13 protein-coding genes are annotated in these 17,467 nt (G+C 63.0%); 11 read left to right on the top strand and 2 right to left on the bottom strand.

Annotated features, from left to right (window positions below):
- The first annotated feature begins 101 nt into the window (after positions 1 to 101).
- Positions 102 to 341 carry a DUF1127 domain-containing protein gene (locus QA643_RS13310; RefSeq protein ID WP_283033617.1) on the top strand — a complete coding sequence of 80 codons (240 nt, stop codon included), beginning with the start codon at positions 102 to 104 and terminating at the stop codon, positions 339 to 341.
- A gap of 598 nt (positions 342 to 939) precedes the next feature.
- Positions 940 to 2,067 carry an OpgC domain-containing protein gene (locus tag QA643_RS13305; RefSeq protein WP_283033616.1) on the top strand — a complete coding sequence of 376 codons (1,128 nt, stop codon included), beginning with the start codon at positions 940 to 942 and terminating at the stop codon, positions 2,065 to 2,067.
- Between the two features lie 114 nt (positions 2,068 to 2,181).
- Here QA643_RS13305 and QA643_RS13300 read toward each other — a convergent pair whose 3' ends face one another.
- Complete coding sequence (locus tag QA643_RS13300; protein WP_283034789.1) at positions 2,182 to 5,292, bottom strand: helicase-related protein; 3,111 nt, start codon at positions 5,290 to 5,292, stop codon at positions 2,182 to 2,184.
- 398 nt (positions 5,293 to 5,690) lie between these two features.
- On the opposite strand from QA643_RS13300, the gene QA643_RS13295 reads away from it, so the two are divergent.
- From QA643_RS13295 to QA643_RS13255, 9 genes are all read left to right on the top strand, one after another.
- Positions 5,691 to 7,247 (top strand): serine hydrolase, encoded by a 1,557-nt coding sequence (locus QA643_RS13295; protein WP_283033615.1) that lies wholly within the window; start codon positions 5,691 to 5,693, stop codon positions 7,245 to 7,247.
- A gap of 234 nt (positions 7,248 to 7,481) precedes the next feature.
- Entirely contained in the window at positions 7,482 to 9,068 is a 1,587-nt protein-coding gene (locus QA643_RS13290) for an ABC transporter substrate-binding protein (RefSeq protein WP_283033614.1), read from the top strand.
- 56 nt (positions 9,069 to 9,124) lie between these two features.
- Positions 9,125 to 10,060 carry an ABC transporter permease gene (locus tag QA643_RS13285; RefSeq protein WP_283033613.1) on the top strand — a complete coding sequence of 312 codons (936 nt, stop codon included), beginning with the start codon at positions 9,125 to 9,127 and terminating at the stop codon, positions 10,058 to 10,060.
- A gap of 253 nt (positions 10,061 to 10,313) precedes the next feature.
- Positions 10,314 to 11,135, top strand: coding sequence for an ABC transporter permease (locus tag QA643_RS13280; protein ID WP_283033612.1), 822 nt, complete (start codon positions 10,314 to 10,316; stop codon positions 11,133 to 11,135).
- The gene (locus QA643_RS13275) at positions 11,132 to 12,112 is read left to right on the top strand and encodes an ABC transporter ATP-binding protein (protein ID WP_283033611.1); all 981 of its coding nucleotides are present in this window, start codon (positions 11,132 to 11,134) and stop codon (positions 12,110 to 12,112) included. The genes QA643_RS13280 and QA643_RS13275 overlap by 4 nt, the downstream gene beginning before the upstream one ends.
- Positions 12,105 to 13,151, top strand: coding sequence for an oligopeptide/dipeptide ABC transporter ATP-binding protein (locus QA643_RS13270; protein ID WP_283033610.1), 1,047 nt, complete (start codon positions 12,105 to 12,107; stop codon positions 13,149 to 13,151). Before QA643_RS13275 ends, QA643_RS13270 begins: the two co-directional genes overlap by 8 nt.
- A gap of 171 nt (positions 13,152 to 13,322) precedes the next feature.
- Positions 13,323 to 14,318, top strand: a complete 996-nt coding sequence (locus QA643_RS13265; RefSeq protein ID WP_283033609.1) for a nitronate monooxygenase family protein — start codon at positions 13,323 to 13,325, stop codon at positions 14,316 to 14,318.
- Between the two features lie 63 nt (positions 14,319 to 14,381).
- Positions 14,382 to 15,350 carry a zinc-binding dehydrogenase gene (locus tag QA643_RS13260; protein ID WP_283033608.1) on the top strand — a complete coding sequence of 323 codons (969 nt, stop codon included), beginning with the start codon at positions 14,382 to 14,384 and terminating at the stop codon, positions 15,348 to 15,350.
- Between the two features lie 3 nt (positions 15,351 to 15,353).
- A complete protein-coding gene (locus tag QA643_RS13255; protein WP_283033607.1) occupies positions 15,354 to 16,196 on the top strand; it encodes an SMP-30/gluconolactonase/LRE family protein in 843 nt (280 codons plus the stop codon).
- A 32-nt stretch (positions 16,197 to 16,228) separates the two neighbouring features.
- Here QA643_RS13255 and QA643_RS13250 read toward each other — a convergent pair whose 3' ends face one another.
- The gene (locus QA643_RS13250) at positions 16,229 to 17,227 is read right to left on the bottom strand and encodes an aldo/keto reductase (RefSeq protein ID WP_283033606.1); all 999 of its coding nucleotides are present in this window, start codon (positions 17,225 to 17,227) and stop codon (positions 16,229 to 16,231) included.
- Between the last annotated feature and the right edge of the window lie 240 nt (positions 17,228 to 17,467).

Below are 17,467 nucleotides of genomic sequence, written 5' to 3'. Positions count from 1 at the left end.
GAATAAGCTGCCGGTGAGGGAAATGTAAGGCTTCAGTTAAGCGAAGCGGCGTATCTTGCGGCAACCTCTGCATGGTGAAACAGTCCAGACAGGACACCGCCATGAGCACGATATACGGAGCCACCGAGCTCCGACCGGCAACGGCAAATCGTCAGGTCTACAGTCCCTTTGAAAAATATTGGTATGCATTTTTGGAGTGGCGCAAGCGTGATAGGCTGCGTGCAGAATTGTGCCATCTGACGGACAGCGAGCTCGCGGATATCGGTATCTCGCGCGGCGAAATCGACTACGTTGCATCGCACCGGGATACAGACCCGCGAAGCATCCTGTCCGCTGGCTAAGTGTCTGACGCCTGCGGGATTGCGTGGCCAACGCCGACATCCACCACAGGACCCAGCAATGCTTTCGATACTCGTGAACAGCGTCCCCGGTACTCGCCGCCGTACTGCCGGGTGGTGCCGAGATCGACGCATTGCTGGCCCTCCGTGAACGGGCAGCAGCAACAACCGACATAGAAGCAGATTTGCGTGCCGCAATACTAAGTGGCCGTTCGCCGCTCGCGCGATTACCGCTGCGCTCGCAGCGGGCGTTTGCGTAGAAGAAGGCTGGCGAGATACTCGTTCATCTGACTGCCGATGCAGCGTGGCAATTTTCCCGCTGTCATGCCGTATCGATGTATCGCGAACGCACACACGAGGAACGCGCGGCAACGAAAGCTGTGAGTTTCGTGCCTGACAACGCGGGTTGAAGGCGTCAATAGAGCCAGATTGCAGGACAGCGAGATCGCACCGATCGCGTGTCGCAAATGACCGCGTGCAAGGCCACCAGCACTCAACGTTCGCGCGCAGATTCACCTGAAAAAATAAGTACTTAAAGGTGAACGAGCTCACACCAAAAGCTGGCGCGGCAGGTCCATCTTGCCGGCTTGGGGTGAGCCAAATGCACGACCGAATTACCATCCCCCAGTCAGCGGTCGGCGAGTTGCCGGAGCTCAAACGCCAAGGACGCGACCTGCGAATCGATGCCTGTCGAGGCATCGCGCTCTGGTTCATCTTTCTCGACCATATCCCCAACAACATCGGAAGCTGGCTGACACTGCGGAACTACGGCTTCAGCGATGCCGCGGAAGTGTTCATGTTCGTGTCGGGCGTGACCTGCGCGCTGGCTTACGGAGCGGCCTGGCGCAGCGAGGGCTGGCCCGGAGTGATCAGCCGAACACTGCGGCGAAGCTGGGACATCTATGTCGCATTTCTGCTGGTTACCCTCGCCTGCGCCATCCTGGTTCATCTCACAGGTCGTCTTGCTGACGAGAGCAACACGCGAGTCCTGTTGGACCATCCCGGCACGACGCTCGCGCGCGCGGCGATACTGCAATACCGTCCAGTCAATACCGACGTATTGCCGGTCTTTGTGCTCCTTCACCTCTTGTTCGCGCCGCTGCTGTGGCTGCTGCTGCGAGCGCCGAACGCAACGCTTGGCGCCTCGCTGGCGCTTTATGTATCGGTGCATGTTTTTGGCTGGACCGTTCCGGCATGGCCGGACGGACACTGGGCGTTCAATCCGCTGGCCTGGCAGCTGCTTGTCCTGCTCGGAGCGTGGTGGATGATCGAGGGCAAGAGAGTCCAGCCGTGGATGACGTCACGCACGACGCTCATACTCGCCGTCCTGTATCTGGTCTTCAGCATGGTCATCGCATTGAGCTGGCGCATTGGCCCGTTGGAAGCGCTGATTCCGCCGGCGCTGGCCAAACACCCATTGGACAAATCGAATCTGCCTGCATTGCGACTACTGCATTTTTTGGCCATAGCGGTTGTGGCGGCATGGTTCGTGCCCCGCAATTGGCGAGGACTCGCAACGCCGGTAATGCGCGGTGCGATCCGCTGTGGCCAGAACTCGCTGCCAATCTATTGTCTCGGTGTTCTCTTGACGTTTGCCAGCCATCTGGCGCTGCTCGAATTTTCAGCCGGACCAGCGATGCAGATAGGGGTGAGTCTCGCTGGTATCGCAGCGATGATCGCAATCGCCACACTGCTGAACTCGATCAGCACCAAACCCAAACGATCATGACATCAAGCGATCATGGTATTTGGCCCTGCGATCGGCCGGAATCCAAAGATCTCGAGGTCGCTCTGCAGCACCGCCGAGAAGCTCACGTTTCGAGGATAAGCGGCACCCGGAGCCTTATTCGTCCAGCCTCTCCAGGAAATCCTCGACCCGCTCGAATGGCTTCCCATTTCCCTTGCTGGCAAAGACGACGCGATCGCCATCGCGCTCGAGCGATCTGGATTTCGATCTGGATTTGCGCAGCCGGCCGGGCAGAAATGTCGCAGCGACGGCTTCCGGCCCAACGTCCAGCCTGACAATACCCCGGCGCCTGCAATCGAGCCTGAGCCTCGCCGCCGCAAAGAAATCGCGCGCCTCCTGCGGCAGCCGGCCGAAGCGGCGCGCGGTCTCTTCTTCCAACTCCTCCAGATCGTCTTCGTTCTGACACCTGGCGACGCGGCCATAGATTTCAAGCCGGACCGCTTCCGACTGCACGTAGCCCGCCGGCAGCATATCCGCGACCGGCAGATTCAGATCGGGCACCCAGAAATCGGCTGCCCGGTCCTCGGTCTTCTCCGAGGCCCGCTTCAGAAGATGGCTGTAGAGCACGGGTCCGAAAACCTGGACATGGCCCGACTGCCGCTCTGAAAAGAGGTCGCCCGCTCCCCTGAGGTCGAGATCCCGTTCGCTGATGGCAAAGCCCGCGCCGGGCCTGCTGAATTCTTCAAGAATGGTCAGGCGCTTTTCGGATTGTGCCGAGCTCGACTCGTTCAGCAGATACGCGAAGGCCCGTATCCCGCCTCGGCCCACCCGCCCCCTGAGCTGATGGAGCTGCGCCAGACCGAACTTTTCCGGCCAGCAGACCACGATGGTGTTCGCGCGGGGAATGTCGAGGCCGCTCTCCACGATATTGGTCGCCAGGAGAACATCCGCCTCGCCTTCGACGAAGCTCATCATTCGATCGTCGATCTCGTCGGCCGGCAGCTTGCCGTGAAGACAGACGATGCGCAGATCATGGGCTGCCGACTGCACCCGCGCCAACATCGGCTCCAGATCCTGAATGCGAGGGCAAATCAGAAAGCTCTGCCCGTGACGCCGCTGCTCGCGCAGCAGCGCAGCGACAATGGCCGCGTCCGATAGCGGGGCGACCTTGGTGACAACCGGCAGCCGGTGAACCGGCGGCGTTGCGATGACGCTGAGATCCCTGAAGCCCGCAAGGCCCGCCGCAAGCGTGCGTGGGATCGGCGTGGCGCTCATCCAAAGTGTGTGGATGCCTTTCGCCAGCCCTGAGAGTTTTGCCTTCTCCGCCGCGCCGAAATGCTGTTCCTCGTCGATGATGACGAGGCCGAGATCGGCGAACTTCACGTCCTTCCCCGCAAGCGCCTGCGTGCCCACCACGACCTTCAGCTTGCCGCGACGCAGGCCTTCCTTCGTTTCCCTCGTTTCCGGCGCCGACGTGGCCCGCGACAGGCTTCCGACCTCGATGCCGAGTGGACCGAAACGCTTGCGGAAGGTCGCGACGTGCTGCCTGGCCAAAACGGTGGTCGGTACCGCGATGGCGACCTGTTTCCCGGACAGAGCCACCGCCGCGGCCGCCCGCAAGGCAACCTCGGTCTTGCCGAAGCCGACGTCGCCGCAGACGACCCGATCCATGGGATGTCCGGATGCGAGATCGGCCAGCACGTCCTGGATCGCCCTCGCCTGGTCGATCGTCGTGAAATACGGAAAGCGTGCGACGAACCTCTCATAGGCGGGCCCCGGAGCGACCAGCCTGGGCGCGCGCCGCCGACGCCGCTGGGCGATATGTTTGGCAAGGTCCTTGGCCGCAATCTGGATTTCCCGCTCGGCCTCGCCACGCCGCTGCCACCACGTGCTTCCGTCCGCCTTGTCCAGCGTCAGCTTGCCGAGCTCCGCCGCGTAAGGCCAGATCAGCGTGAGATCGGCGGGCGGAACGAGAACGGCGTCGTTGCCCGCAAACTCGAGCCTGATCATCTCGCGCGATGCTCCTTTCCCCATGTTCAGGGCCTGCAAGCCATCCAGCAAGGCCCGCCCACGCTGGAGATGAACGACGACCGCCCCTCGCTCCGGCACATCAGGGTGATCAAAAGCCGCCGTCCAGGCCCGGGCCATCGGCTGCGGATGATGGGCTCTGCTGCCGAGCACGTCGGACGCCGTCACGACGACAGGAGGCTTCCTGCCAGAGCCGACGAAGCCGGCATCGAAGTCGGCCAGCAGCGCGCCCTCGCGACTTCGGCCTGAACTCGCCTCGTCCCAACCTGCGAAACGCTCCGCCTTGATCCCGCTCATGCGCTCCATCGCGCGCAGGTCCTCCTCCACCGCCGCGACAAAGAGCAGCCGCGATCCCGCGGCTTGCGTCTCGGCGACAAACGCGCGGAGCGCCTTCCTGGGCGCCGCCATCTTCGAGAAGTCCGGCGTCGCCGCAAAAGCTGCCTTGCGGGGCAGCACGTTCATGCGCTTCGCCAGCTTTTTCCAATCCGCTCGCCCGAGATATTCGCGTTCCGCGTCCTTGCGGCCGGCGGCCTCCTCGATCGTGCTCAGCCAGCCATCGGCATGTACAGGAATTCCTGCATCCGCGATCCATCGCGCCCGACCACAGTAGTCCGACAGCATCGCCCGCTGTCCCCGCTTGCCTGCCAATGCAAGGCGCTCGGACATCGGATCGACGAAGAGCTCCTTGGCCTCGAACAAGACGTCATGCTCCGCCGGATCGACGGCCAGGATCTTGCGGATCGCCCCACCGGAATGCTCGATCCGGAACGGACCAAGCGCGCCCGCCGGAAAGATCTCGAACGTCTTGCCGTGAAACAGTGCCGTGCCCGGATATTCCGCCTCTTCGCCGAGATCATATCCCAGCGCCTCCAGACGGGCCTTGAGATCCTGCTCGGCATGGGTCGCCCCGACCTTCAGGCTGATGCTGAGGCGTCCCCAGCTCGCGGGCAACGGCAGCCGCTCCATGATCGCCTCTGCCGTCGACACCAGGAAGACGGGCTTCCTCGTCTTGGCGAGACGCCGCAGCACCGAGCTCCGTCGGCCGGCAATTTCGGGCGATGGCTCCAGTCCATCAAATGGCAAGGTGTTCAATCTCGGGAACACCAATACATCGAGCGAGGGGTCAAGCGAATGGAGCACGCTGCCGAGCCGCTCCGCCCTGTTCTCGTTTTCGGCCAGGAAGACGATGCCGGCGCGGCCGGACTTCCTCCATTCTTCGAGGAGATGGAGCGCCAACATGCCGAGCGGCGAGGAAGAGGAGACCGCAGAACGCTGTGAACCCTTGCTTTTCTCCATTGCGCCCGCAGCGCCGGCTTTCTTGGCTTTTCGCACTTAATATCCATCGTCGTTTTGAGAACACAGTCGGCCGGACCAAAGCTCGATATTGAGCAACCCCGCAAGGCCTTCGTTGTTCTATCGCGGCCGGAGACGGTCGCCCCTGAAACCTGCGGCGCACCCGATCGAATCGGTGCCGGCGGTCATGCGCCTTGGCGCATGACCACGGCACTCGGCTGCCCCGCCGACCGCAAAATCGGAAGTTCGGTCCTGGCCAGGGCTCGATTTCTGTTACGATTTCAATCTATGATTGCCTCTGTGACTGCTGGCGCACGACAACGGGCGCCGATGGGAGGCTGTCGATGCATCTCCGAGTAGTGGCCATTGCCGCACTGGTTGCGGGATTTCAGTGCGTTGCTGGATATGGTTCGGCAATAGCCGCAGCCGAAGGCCAAGATCAGCAGGAAATGTGGCCGACGAAATCCTGGCCGGTTTCGACGCCCGAGCAGCAAGGCATGGATTCAGCCAGTCTTGCCCGGCTGATCGAGACCGTCGGCACCTACAAGCAAGACAGCCTTATGATCGTCCGGCATGGCAAGATCGTGGCTGAAGCCTACTATGCGCCCTACGTCGCAGGAATCAGCCACGACCTGAGATCGGTCACCAAGAGCGTGGTCGGCACGCTGACCGCGATCCAGCTGCAGAAGGGCAACCTCGACAGCGTCGACCATCCGGTGATTGATCTGTTTTCCGACAAGGAAATTCAGAACGTCGATGATCGTAAGAAGGCGATGACGGTGCAGAGCCTTCTCGACATGACGTCAGGCATGGAGTGGGTGGAGAGGTTCTATACGCCCGACGAGACGCTGATGCGGATGTACAAGAGCCCTGATCGCACCGCCTTCGTGCTCGATCAGCCGATGGCCGGCGTGCCCGGCGCCAAATTCAACTACAATGGCGGCAACCCCTATTTGTTGTCCGCGCTGATCAACAGGAAGTCCGGGCAGAACGCATTCGATTTCGCAAAGAAGGAGTTGTTCGAACCGCTTGGCATCAAGAGCGCCAAATGGGGCGCCGTCGATGCGCAGGGCGTCACGATTGGAGAAGCCGGACTCTTCCTTTCACCGCATGACATGGCGAGAATTGGCTATCTCTACCTGCGCAACGGGATGTGGGAGGGAAAGCAGATCATTCCCTCCTCGTGGGTCGAACGGGCGAAAGAAGGCAAGATTGCCGCGAGCAACGGATTCCAGTACGCGAACCTCTGGTGGTCGCTTCCCGACAAGGGAGCCTACATGGCGCGCGGCCGTCATTCGCAGCTGATCCTCGTGATGCCGAAACTGGATATCGTCGCCGTCATGACCGGCGTCTTGCGGGATAACGAGTTCTACTCAGTCTCCGGGCTGATCGACGATATTGCCAGGGCGGTCAAATCCGATAAGCCGCTGCGCGCTGACCCCATCGCCGCGGCGTTGCTGACCAGCGCGATACAGCTCGCCGCGACAGAAAAGCCGTCGGCCGTTGGCGGTACGCCGGATCTGGTCAAGGCAGTTTCGGGCAGGACCTATCAGTTCTCCGACAACGTCCTGCGCGTGAAGAGCTTCACGTTGAATTTCCTCGAGTCGGATTCGTCGTGGGTAATCACGACCTACACCGACAAGACGGAGCGTTCCACCGAACGATTTACCGGACTGTTCGGGCTTGATGGACGTTACCGCAAGAGTCCCCCTGCGCTTTACGGGATAAATGCCGCCAAGGGTCGCTGGATCAACGAACGCACCTTTGCGATGGAGCGGCGCATCCTGGGACGCGGGGAAATCCAGAATTGGTCGCTGACCTTCGACGGCGACAAGGTGACAGTCAACTTTGAAAATACCGATGGGTTCAAAGCGGAGCTGCACGGCGGCATGAGCGAGTGAAACGCAGGCGGACGCCATTCGTCCGGGCAACCGATGCTCTTTTGATGCGCATTGCGACCACGGGCCGGGCACCTCATTTCCGACAGGCGCCCGAAGCAGGCTGATGCACTGCCGCAATATGGCGATTTGTTTCCGGAGCCCTGGCGAATTCAGAACAGTCCCCCCTTGCGTCTGATACGCTGCGAGTGGTCAACTCGCGGATCGGAATATTCCTGCATTGTCGGAGAAGACGTGATGCTCAAGAAGATTGCGATCGTGGCCGGTCTGGCCCTGGCGCTCTCTACCGCTGTGGAGGCGCAGACACCGCGCAAGGGTGGCACCATTCGCATGACGGCGCCCTATGGCTCGAGCTTCTCCAGCATGGACATTCATACGACGCAGCGCGCCCAGGACGAGATATACGCCAAAGGCCTGCATCGCTCGCTCTACATCTGGGACTCCGCCGAGGGCAAGCCGGTTCCGGAGCTTGCCAAGGAGGTCACGGTCTCGGGCGGAGGTCTCGTCTACACCTTCAAGCTGCGCGACGACGCCTATTTCCACCACGGCCGCAAGATGACGGCCGACGACGTCATCTGGAGCTTCAATCGCATCATGGACGGCAGCAAGGCCTATCCCGGCGCGCGTTTTGTCCGCCTGATCGAGGGCGCGGCCGAGGTCGAGAAGGGCCAGGCCAAGGAAATCTCTGGCTTGAAGAAGATCGACGACTTCACGCTTGAAATGAAGCTGACCGAGAAAGCCGATCCAGGCTTCTACTTCTTCAACGCGATAACTTCGATCTACCCCGCCGACGAGGGCGCCAAGGAGAGCTTCATCCAGAAGCCGATCGGCCTTGGGCCGTTTAAATTTGTCGAGCACGTGCCGGGATCGCGCGTCGTTCTCGAGCGATGGGACCGGTTCTACAAGCCCGGCAAGCCGTACGCCGACAAGCTCGTCGTCTCGGTCATGGGCGAAGCTGCGGCACGCGACGTTGCCTTCCGCAACAAGGAAATCGACACCTCGGTGCTGGGACCTGCGCAATATGTCGCCTATCAGGCCGATCCCAACCTCAAGGGCACGATCACGGAAGTTGCCGAGGTCTTCACGCGGCATATGGGCATGAATCCCAATTTCAAGCCGTTTGCCGACAAGCGGGTTCGGCAGGCGATCAACCATGCGATCGATACCGACCTGATCATCAGCAAGCTGGTCAAGGGCAAGGCCTATCGCGCCACGAGCTGGCTCCCCCTGACCTCGCCGCTCTACGACAAGACGATGAAGCCCTACGCCTTCGATCCCGCCAAGGCGAAGAAGTTGCTGGCCGACGCCGGCTATCCCACCGGCTTCGAATTCGAGTGGACGACCAGTCAGAACGAAAGCTGGGGCCTGCCGATCGTCGAGGCCATTATCCCGATGCTGGACCGGGTGGGCATCAAAGTGAAGGTCAAGCAGGTCGAGACTGCGGTGCTGGCGGAGGTAATCAAGAAGGGCGAATTCCAGGCCTACGTCTATTCCATGGCGACCGGCCCCGATCCCCAGGCGGCGCTGAAATGCTTCTACTCGACGACGCCGCAGTCAGCCTGCAACTACACGACCTTCAAGAACGCGGATTTCGACAAGATGATCGATGAGGCCGGGCAAACCGACGACGCCGCCAGGCGCGACCAGCTGCTGCAAAAGGCCAATGCCCTGCTCTATGACGAAGCGCCGGTCTGGTTCTTCAACTACAACAAGGCGGTCATGGCCGTGCAGCCTTGGTTGAAGGGGATTCAGTTGAACGCGACGGAATTGACCCATCAAAACGTCGAAGACCTCTGGGTCGACGAGACCTCGCCCGCCAAGTGACGCGCGCTCGCCCTCCCTGCATCGCAACATGATGGAGGGAGGGAGGAACAATTCCAATGCTCTCGTTTGTGATCCGCCGTCTCCTGCAAGCCATTCCGACCGTGCTGGCCGTCGTGCTGGTGATCTTCGTGCTGTTCAGCGTCGTTCCGGGCAGCATCGTATCGAGCATGAGCGACGACGGCCGAGGTGCGGCGGATCCGCAGGTCGTGGAGCGCATGAAAAAACAACTCGGCCTCGACGATCCCGTCTACGTTCGCTTCAGCTCCTACATTGCCAAGCTCGCGACGGGCGATTTCGGAACCTCGTTCCGGACGCGCGAGCCGGTCACGACCATGCTCGCCAAACGGATGTGGCCGACGCTGCAACTGATATTCGCAGCGATGATGTTTGCGGTTGTGATCGGCGTGCCGCTCGGTTTCGTCGCAGCCCTGCGGCCGGGCAGCATCGTCGATACGATGTCGATGGTGCTGGCGGTGTCCGGCCTCTCAATGGCCAAATTCTGGCTCGGGCTGCTGCTGATGTACCTGTTTGCGCTGAAGCTCGGCTGGCTGCCGAGTTTCGGCTATGGCGACGGCGGGCTCAAATATCTGATCCTGCCTGCCGTAACGCTCGGCGTCTCGCCGATGGCACTATTGGCGCGGACGACGCGGGCCGCGGTTCTCGAGATCATGACCGCCGATTTTGTCCGGACCGCGCGCTCGAAGGGCATGAGCGAAACCCGGCTCGTGAAGTGGCACGTGATGCGCAACGCACTCGTGCTCATCCTGACAACGATCGGCCTGCAGTTCGGCGCGTTGATGGGACAGGCGGTCGTCGTCGAGAAATTGTTCTCCTGGCCGGGCATCGGCTCGCTGCTCGTCGACAGCGTCCTGCAGCGCGACATTCCCGCCGTTCAGGGTTGTATCCTCGTGGTCGTGCTGTTCTTTCTGGCGATCAACATGCTGATCGACGTGCTCTATGCCGTGATCGATCCCAGGATCAGATACGTATGAGCGGTAGCCGGCCGGATTACGCCTGTGTGCGCGAGGTGCGGCGGCATCGGCACTGCGCCCCCTCTCCCGCTTGCGGGGGAGGGTTGGGGTGGGGGTGCTTCCACATCGGGATTCCCTGCGTGGCGAAAGCCCCCACCCGCCGCGCTCTTCGAGCGCGTCGGCCTCCCCCGCGAGCGGGAGAGGCGAAGCGAGCCCGCGGCCAGTCCTCGACTACACCGCATGCGATTGTCCCGCACGCAGTGGGGCGGCGTCGATGAAGCTCGGAACCAGTCTCGTCATCGGCGGGGCGCTGTTCGCGCTTGCGATCTTCGTCGGCCTGCTCGCACCCTGGCTGGCGCATACGGATCCCGTCATGGATGCCAATCTCATGAATGCGGAGGAGCCGCCGAGCTGGATGTGGTGGTTCGGCACCGACGCGCAGGGCCGCGACATCTACTCCCGTGTCGTGTACGGCGCGCGCATCTCACTGACGGTCGGCATCGTCTCGCAACTCGTCAACAGCGTCATCGGCGTGACGCTGGGCCTGACCGCCGGCTATTGGGGCGGCTGGTGGGACGACGTCGTCAACGGGTTGACCAATCTCATGCTCGCGATCCCCTCGCTGATCTTCGCCCTTGCCATCATGGCGGTGCTTGGACCCGGGCTGACGAGCCTATTGATAGCGCTCGGCTTGACCAACTGGTCCTTCACTTGCCGGATCGCGCGGGCATCAGCGCTGTCGCTCAAAAGCCAGGGCTATGTGCAGGCAGCAAAAGTGCTTGGCTATGGCGATGTACGCATCATGTTCACGCAGCTGCTGCCGAACATGCTCGGACCCATCATTGTCATCGGCACGCTCGGCATGGGCAGCGCGGTGCTGGCCGAGGCCGCATTATCGTTCCTCGGCCTCGGAGTCCGCCCGCCCTTTCCGAGTTGGGGCAGCATGCTGTCGGAGGCCCGCGACCAGATCACCACGGCACCGTGGCTTTCGGTTTTCCCGGGCCTTGCCATATTCCTGACCGTGCTCGGCCTGAACCTGCTCGGCGATGGCTTGCGGGACGTCCTTGATCCGCAGTCGAGGAGCCGGCGCACATGACGAGCCCTCCTTTGATCGAAGTCGAGGACTTGCGCATCGATCTCAGCGATCCGTCCGGCCGCGTTGCGGCGGTCGAGGGGGTCTCATTCCGCATCGAGCGCGGCGAGACATTCGGCCTTGTCGGCGAATCCGGCTGTGGCAAGAGCATTACGGCGCTCGCTTTGATCGGACTGTTGCGCCCGCCGCTTTCGGTCGGCGCCGGTGCCATACGATTTGACGGCCGCGAGATCCAGAGACTACCGGCGGCCGAGCAACGCGCACTGCGTGGCAATCGCATCGCCATGATCTTCCAGGAGCCGATGACGGCGCTCAATCCTGTTTCCCCTGTCGGCCGGCAGATCGCCGAGATGTTCGTGCTGCACAAGGGCAAGGATTGGCGAGAAGCCAACCGGCTGGCCATCGAGGCGCTGGCCAGCGTCCGCGTCCCCGCGCCCGAGCGGCGGGTGAAGGATTACCCGCATCAGCTTTCGGGCGGCATGCGCCAGCGCGTGATGATCGCCATCGCCCTCGCATGCGGCCCGGATCTTCTGATCGCCGACGAGCCGACGACCGCGCTCGACGTGACGGTGCAGGCCGAGATCATCGAGCTGATGCGGAATTTATGCGCCGAGAAAGGCACGGCGATCTTGATGATCAGCCACGATCTCGGCCTGGTTGCCAATGTCTGCCGCCGCGTCGCCGTCATGTATGCCGGCCGCATCGTCGAGGAACGCAGCTCGGCCGATATCTTCCGCGCCTGCTCGCATCCCTACACGCAAGGCCTGGTCGACTCGCTGCCGCGGCTGGGAAGCCGCGCGGCGCTTGGCCGGACGCGGCTCAAGGAAATCGCGGGTGTCGTACCGGCGATCGCGGATTTTCCGGACGGTTGCCGGTTCAATCCGCGTTGCGCGCGGGCGACCGAGATTTGCCGCACGACCGCACCAGAGACGACGCTACTCGGTGCAGGCGGGTTAGTCAGGTGCCATCACCATGCATGACCCCGCGCAAAAGTCTGGCGGCGATGTCATCCTCAGCGTGGAGGATCTCGCCGTCCATTTTCCGGTGGGCGGCGGCCTGCTGGGCGGAGGCGTGCGGCTGCTCCGCGCAGTCGACGGCGTCGATCTCGAACTGAAGCGCGGTGAATGCCTCAGTCTCGTCGGCGAATCCGGTTGCGGCAAGTCGACCGTCGCGCTCTCGATCCTTGGCCTGCTGGCGCCGACGCGTGGCCGGATCGTGCTGGACGGGCATGTCGTGACGGGCCGGCAATCGGGCGATCGGAAGGCATTGGCCCGCATCGTACAAATGGTGTTTCAGGATCCCTACGCCTCGCTCAATCCACGCCAGACCGTTCGTCGCACGCTTGAAGATCCATTACGCCTGCACGGCGTAACGGCCAAAAGCGAGATCGACGAACGTGTTGCTGTCATGCTGAGGCATGTGGGCCTGCGGCCCGAACAGGCTGGCCGCTATCCGCATGAATTCTCCGGCGGCCAGCGCCAGCGCATCGGTATCGCGCGCGCACTGATCCTCAATCCGAAAATCGTCATCTGCGACGAACCGGTATCGGCGCTGGATGTCTCCATCCGCGCCCAGATCATCAATCTGCTGCTGGACCTGAAGGAAACGCTCGGCCTTTCCTACATCATGATCAGCCACGACCTCGGCGTCGTCGAGCACATGAGTGACAGGGTCGCTGTGATGTATCTCGGCCGCATCGTGGAGACCGGCGGCTGGCGCGACATCTTCGAACGGCCGGCGCACCCCTATACGCAAACCCTGATCGCCGCCATTCCCGATCCGCTACGGCGCGCACCGCTCGCAACGGCAAAAGGCGAGCTTCCCAATCCGCTCAATCCACCGGAGGGATGTGCGTTCAGTCCGCGTTGTCGCCACGCCGAGGCCGTGTGTCGTCGCGCGCCGGTGCCACCGCTTGAAACGCGTCCCGATGGACATTCGGTCAGGTGCTGGCGCGCTGACGAGATTGCCAGCCAGACGGCGCTCGCCTCGGCCGAAAGTGAGCATTCCAAGGAAGCATGACCACACGCGGAATTGTTCGCACTGCGGAACAAGCCTCGCTTTTGCATGATTGCGTTGCCCTGATCCCTGCCCTGCCCGGTAGACTTTTGCAGGGGGTGACGGCATCCTGCCTGGCGAAATCTCAGAACATGACGTGCGCGGGCCTCCGTGCCGGGGAAACAGAGGGCAGACATGATCAAGACGCGATTCACCGAGCTCGTCGGCGTCGAGCACCCGATCGTCCAGGGCGGCATGCAATGGGTTGGCCGCGCCGAGCTGGTCGCTGCCGTTGCCAATGCCGGCGCACTCGGGCTGATCACCGCGCTGACCCAGCCGACGCCGGAAGATCTGACCAAGGAAATCGCGCGCTGCCGCGACCTGACCGACAAGCCGTTCGGCGTCAACCTGACCATCCTGCCCGCGATCAAGCCGCCGCCCTACGCCGAATACCGCCAGGCCATCATCGAGGCCGGCATCAAGATCGTCGAGACCGCCGGCAACAAGCCGCAGGATCACGTCACCGACTTCAAGAAGCACGGCATCAAGGTCATCCATAAATGCACCAGCGTCCGTCACGCGCTGTCGGCGGAGCGGATGGGCGTCGATGCCATCTCGATCGACGGTTTTGAATGCGCCGGCCATCCCGGCGAGGACGACACGCCCGGCCTGATCCTGATTCCGGCAGCCGCCGATAAGGTCAAGATACCGATGATCGCCTCTGGCGGCTTCGGCGATGGCCGCGGCCTCGTGGCCGCGCTGGCGCTCGGCGCCGAGGGCATCAACATGGGCACGCGCTTCATGTGCACCAAGGAGAGCCCGATCCATCAACTGGTGAAGGAGCGCATCGTTGCCAATGACGAACGCGAGACCGAATTGATCTTCCGCACCATGCGCAACACCTCGCGCGTCGCCAAGAACGCGATCTCGACCAAAGTGGTGGCGATGGAGAAGGAAGGCGCGAAGTTCGAGGACGTCCGCGAACTCGTCGCCGGCGCCCGCGGCAAGATGGTCTATGCGACCGGCGATGCCGACGAGGGCATCTGGTCGGCCGGCCAGGTGCAGGGCTTGATCCATGACATCCCGACCTGCGCCGAACTGATCTCGCGCATCATGCGCGATGCCGAAGCGATCATGCGTGGCCGGTTCGAAGGCATGCTGTCGGGAGCACAGCGGCAGGCCGCCGAATAGCCAGCTTTCGCGCGAGAGAGAGGTCGCCGAACGGCGGCCTCAAGCCAAGAACGAGAAGAACCCATGAAAGCCTATGTCTATGGCGCCAATGGCGCGGAAATCACCGAGGTCGCAAAACCCACGCCGAAGGGCACGCAGGTGCTGGTCAAGGTCCATGCCTGCGGGCTCAACCGCGCCGATCTCGGCATGACAAAAGGCCACGCCCATGGTTCGGCCGGCGGCATCGGCGCCGTGCTTGGCATGGAATGGGCGGGCGAAGTCGCCGAGCTCGGGCCCGATGCCAAGGGGGTTAAGATCGGCGACAAGATCATGGGCTCGGGCGGCGCGGCGTTTGCCGAATACACACTGGCCGATCATGGCCGGCTGTTCCGCGCGCCCTCGAACATGAATTTCGAGGAGGCCGCCACCCTCCCCGTTGCGCTCGCCACCATGCACAATGCCGTCGTGACCAATGGCGCGGTGCAGGCCGGTCAGACCGTGCTGATCCAGGGCGCCAGCTCCGGCGTCGGCTTGATGGCGATGCAGATCGCAAAGCTCAAGGGCGCCAAACTCGTGATCGGCTCCTCGACGGATGCGATGCGCCGCGGCCGCCTGAAGGAATTCGGCGCGGATCTCGCGGTTGATTCAAGCGATCCCGCCTGGGTCGATCAGGTGCTGAAGGCGACCGGCGGCGAAGGCGTCGATTTGATCGTCGACCAGGTCTCCGGCAAGGTCGCCAACCAGAACCTCGCCGCGACCAAGGTCAAGGGCCGCATCGTCAATGTCGGCCGGCTTGGCGGCACCCATGGCGACTTCAATTTCGACCTGCATGCCGCCCGCCGCATCCACTATATCGGGGTCACTTTCCGCACCCGCTCCATCGAGGAAGTCCGCGAGATCTTCGACGAGGTCCGCAAGGACATCTGGGGCGCGGTGGAATCGCGAAAGCTGCAACTTCCGATCGACAAGGTCTACCCCTTCGCCGAGATCGGAAAAGCGTTCGAGCACATGGAAGCCAACAAGCACCTCGGCAAGATCGTGGTGACGCTGTAGCCGATGACGGTGCGCTGCCTGCTCGATGGCGGACGTTATTACGAAGGCCCGCGCTGGCACGCAGGCCGGCTCTGGTTCGTTGACTGCATGGCGCGGACGCTGCTCAGCCTATCGCTGTCAGGCGAATGCGAGCAGCACGCAAAACTCGACGACGATACGCCCTGCGGCCTCGGCGTGCTGCCGGATGGCCGGATTATTGTGCTGACGATGTTCCGCAAGCGCCTGCTAGCCTATGCAGATGGTAAGCTTTCGCTCTACGCCGATCTTTCCGGGATCGCGACCGGCACGATCGACGACATGATCGTCGACGGGCTTGGCCGCGCCTATGTCGGGGATCTCGGCTTCGATCTGCCGCCACCGCCCGATCGCGGCGCTCCCGGCCGCATCATCCTGGTGATGCCCGACGGCGCGACGCGCGTGGTCGCGGAAGGACTGCGGTTTCCGAACGGGATTGCCGTCTCGGCCGATCACAGCCGGCTGGTGGTCGCCGAGATGGATGGCGGGTGCCTTGCCGACTATGGAATCGAGGCGAACGGCGACTTGACGCTACGTGGCCGCTTCGGCCAGATGAAATCTCCCGACGGCATCTGCCTCGATCGCGATGGCGCCGTGTGGGTCGCCGCGTTCGAGGAGGATGCGTTCATCCGGATCGACCGCGGCGGGCGCGAGCTGCAGCGCATCGAAGTCCCCGGCCGCCGCGCCCTCGCCTGCACGCTCGGCGGCGAAGAACGGAAAACGCTGTTCTGCCTGAGCGCGGCGACGTCCTATGAAGAGCTGCGGCAACGGAAGTCGTCGGCAAGGATCGACGTAATCGAGGTCGAAGTTGCGGGCGCAGGTTTTCCGTGACAACGCGCGGGATAATACATTTTACACGCCGATCACCGCGCCTCGCCCGAGAACGCTTGCCTCAGTGCCACCAGCCGATCCAGTGCCGCCTGCGGCAACGGCCCCTTCTCGACCGCGGCCAGTGCGTCCTCGAATTGTTGCGGTGTCGCCATGCCGACCAGGATGGTGCCCATCGCCGAATGCGACAGCGCGAACCGCGTGGCGGCCTCCGTCAGGCTCGTAGCGAACCCCTCCTCGACCAGCGGCATCAGGCGGCGCGCACGCCCGATATCGGCTTCATAGCTCATCGCCGACCCGATCGGCTCCGGCGCCGGCCCCGCGATCGGGTGACGCTCGGCCGACCCCGACAAGGCGCCACCGGCCAGCACGCGAATGCCGACGACGCCAACGCCCGCCGCGTGTGTCGCATCGAACAGCCGCCCATAATCCTGCGCCGGATAGTTTGGCGGCAACGCGTCGGCCGCGGATGGATTGAGCATGTTGTAGATGACCTGCGCGCTGTCGAAGACGCGGGCGCCAATCACCTCATGCAGCGCCGCCGTCTCGCCGAGCGCCGTCAGGCCGAGAAACCGGATCTTTCCCTGCTGACGTAGCCGCTCGAATGCCGGGACCACCTCGCCGAGCACCTGCCGCACGCTCAGCGCCGATCCGCCGCCTTCCCCCGTGATCGGGTTGTGCAGGTGCAAAATGTCGACGCGGTCGAGCTTGAGCCGCGACAGGCTGCCTTCGAGCGACATCGTGATCGCGTCTCCGATGCGCCCGAGGTCGCCGGGCGTCAGGCGAACCTTGGTGCCGACGACGACGTTTGGCGGCTTCAGCTTCTGCAGGACGCGGCCGAGGTTCTTTTCCGATTCGCCCTCGCCATACAGCACCGCTGTGTCGAAGTAGTTGACGCCGGCGGCAATCGCCCGCGCGACGGTCCGTTCCTGATCGGCAGCATCGCCGCGCACCATCAACCCGCCGACGGCACCGCAGCCGAAACCAAGTATCGAGAGCCGCAGGCCGGTGCGGCCAAAGATTCGAAATTCCATCGCCGGTTCCTCCCGAGCGGGAGATTATGATGCCGAATGGCCGTTGTTAAGATCGGCGGGCGGATTAGCCGAAGGCGTCATGCCCCCATGAATTTGCGCGCTGGGCCCGTGCCCACTCGGTCCTCGAACCTGATCGGCACATCATCCGTTGCCGTCCCGCGAGCACCGCGCGATCGTGGGAGACTCGTCCAATAACAGATGCTAGCGTCGCGCCGCGACAGGCGACTGCGGCGCCGCATC

The sequence above is a fragment of the Bradyrhizobium sp. CB3481 genome, assembly GCF_029714305.1.
Lineage (GTDB): Bacteria > Pseudomonadota > Alphaproteobacteria > Rhizobiales > Xanthobacteraceae > Bradyrhizobium.
Note: the sequence above shows the minus strand (reverse complement) of the source record. Positions and strands in the feature narration are given on the sequence as shown.

Excerpts from the sequence above, each read along its gene's own strand:
- QA643_RS13250 (WP_283033606.1), bottom strand. The coding sequence starts at position 17,227 with ATGGAATTTCGAATCTTTGGCCGCACCGGCCTGCGGCTCTCGATACTT.
- QA643_RS13300 (WP_283034789.1), bottom strand. The coding sequence starts at position 5,292 with ATGTTGGCGCTCCATCTCCTCGAAGAATGGAGGAAGTCCGGCCGCGCC.
- QA643_RS13265 (WP_283033609.1), top strand. The coding sequence starts at position 13,323 with ATGATCAAGACGCGATTCACCGAGCTCGTCGGCGTCGAGCACCCGATC.
- QA643_RS13310 (WP_283033617.1), top strand. The coding sequence starts at position 102 with ATGAGCACGATATACGGAGCCACCGAGCTCCGACCGGCAACGGCAAAT.
- QA643_RS13260 (WP_283033608.1), top strand. The coding sequence starts at position 14,382 with ATGAAAGCCTATGTCTATGGCGCCAATGGCGCGGAAATCACCGAGGTC.
- QA643_RS13280 (WP_283033612.1), top strand. The coding sequence starts at position 10,314 with ATGAAGCTCGGAACCAGTCTCGTCATCGGCGGGGCGCTGTTCGCGCTT.
- QA643_RS13270 (WP_283033610.1), top strand. The coding sequence starts at position 12,105 with ATGCATGACCCCGCGCAAAAGTCTGGCGGCGATGTCATCCTCAGCGTG.
- QA643_RS13305 (WP_283033616.1), top strand. The coding sequence starts at position 940 with ATGCACGACCGAATTACCATCCCCCAGTCAGCGGTCGGCGAGTTGCCG.
- QA643_RS13255 (WP_283033607.1), top strand. The coding sequence starts at position 15,354 with ATGACGGTGCGCTGCCTGCTCGATGGCGGACGTTATTACGAAGGCCCG.
- QA643_RS13285 (WP_283033613.1), top strand. The coding sequence starts at position 9,125 with ATGCTCTCGTTTGTGATCCGCCGTCTCCTGCAAGCCATTCCGACCGTG.
- QA643_RS13275 (WP_283033611.1), top strand. The coding sequence starts at position 11,132 with ATGACGAGCCCTCCTTTGATCGAAGTCGAGGACTTGCGCATCGATCTC.
- QA643_RS13290 (WP_283033614.1), top strand. The coding sequence starts at position 7,482 with ATGCTCAAGAAGATTGCGATCGTGGCCGGTCTGGCCCTGGCGCTCTCT.
- QA643_RS13295 (WP_283033615.1), top strand. The coding sequence starts at position 5,691 with ATGCATCTCCGAGTAGTGGCCATTGCCGCACTGGTTGCGGGATTTCAG.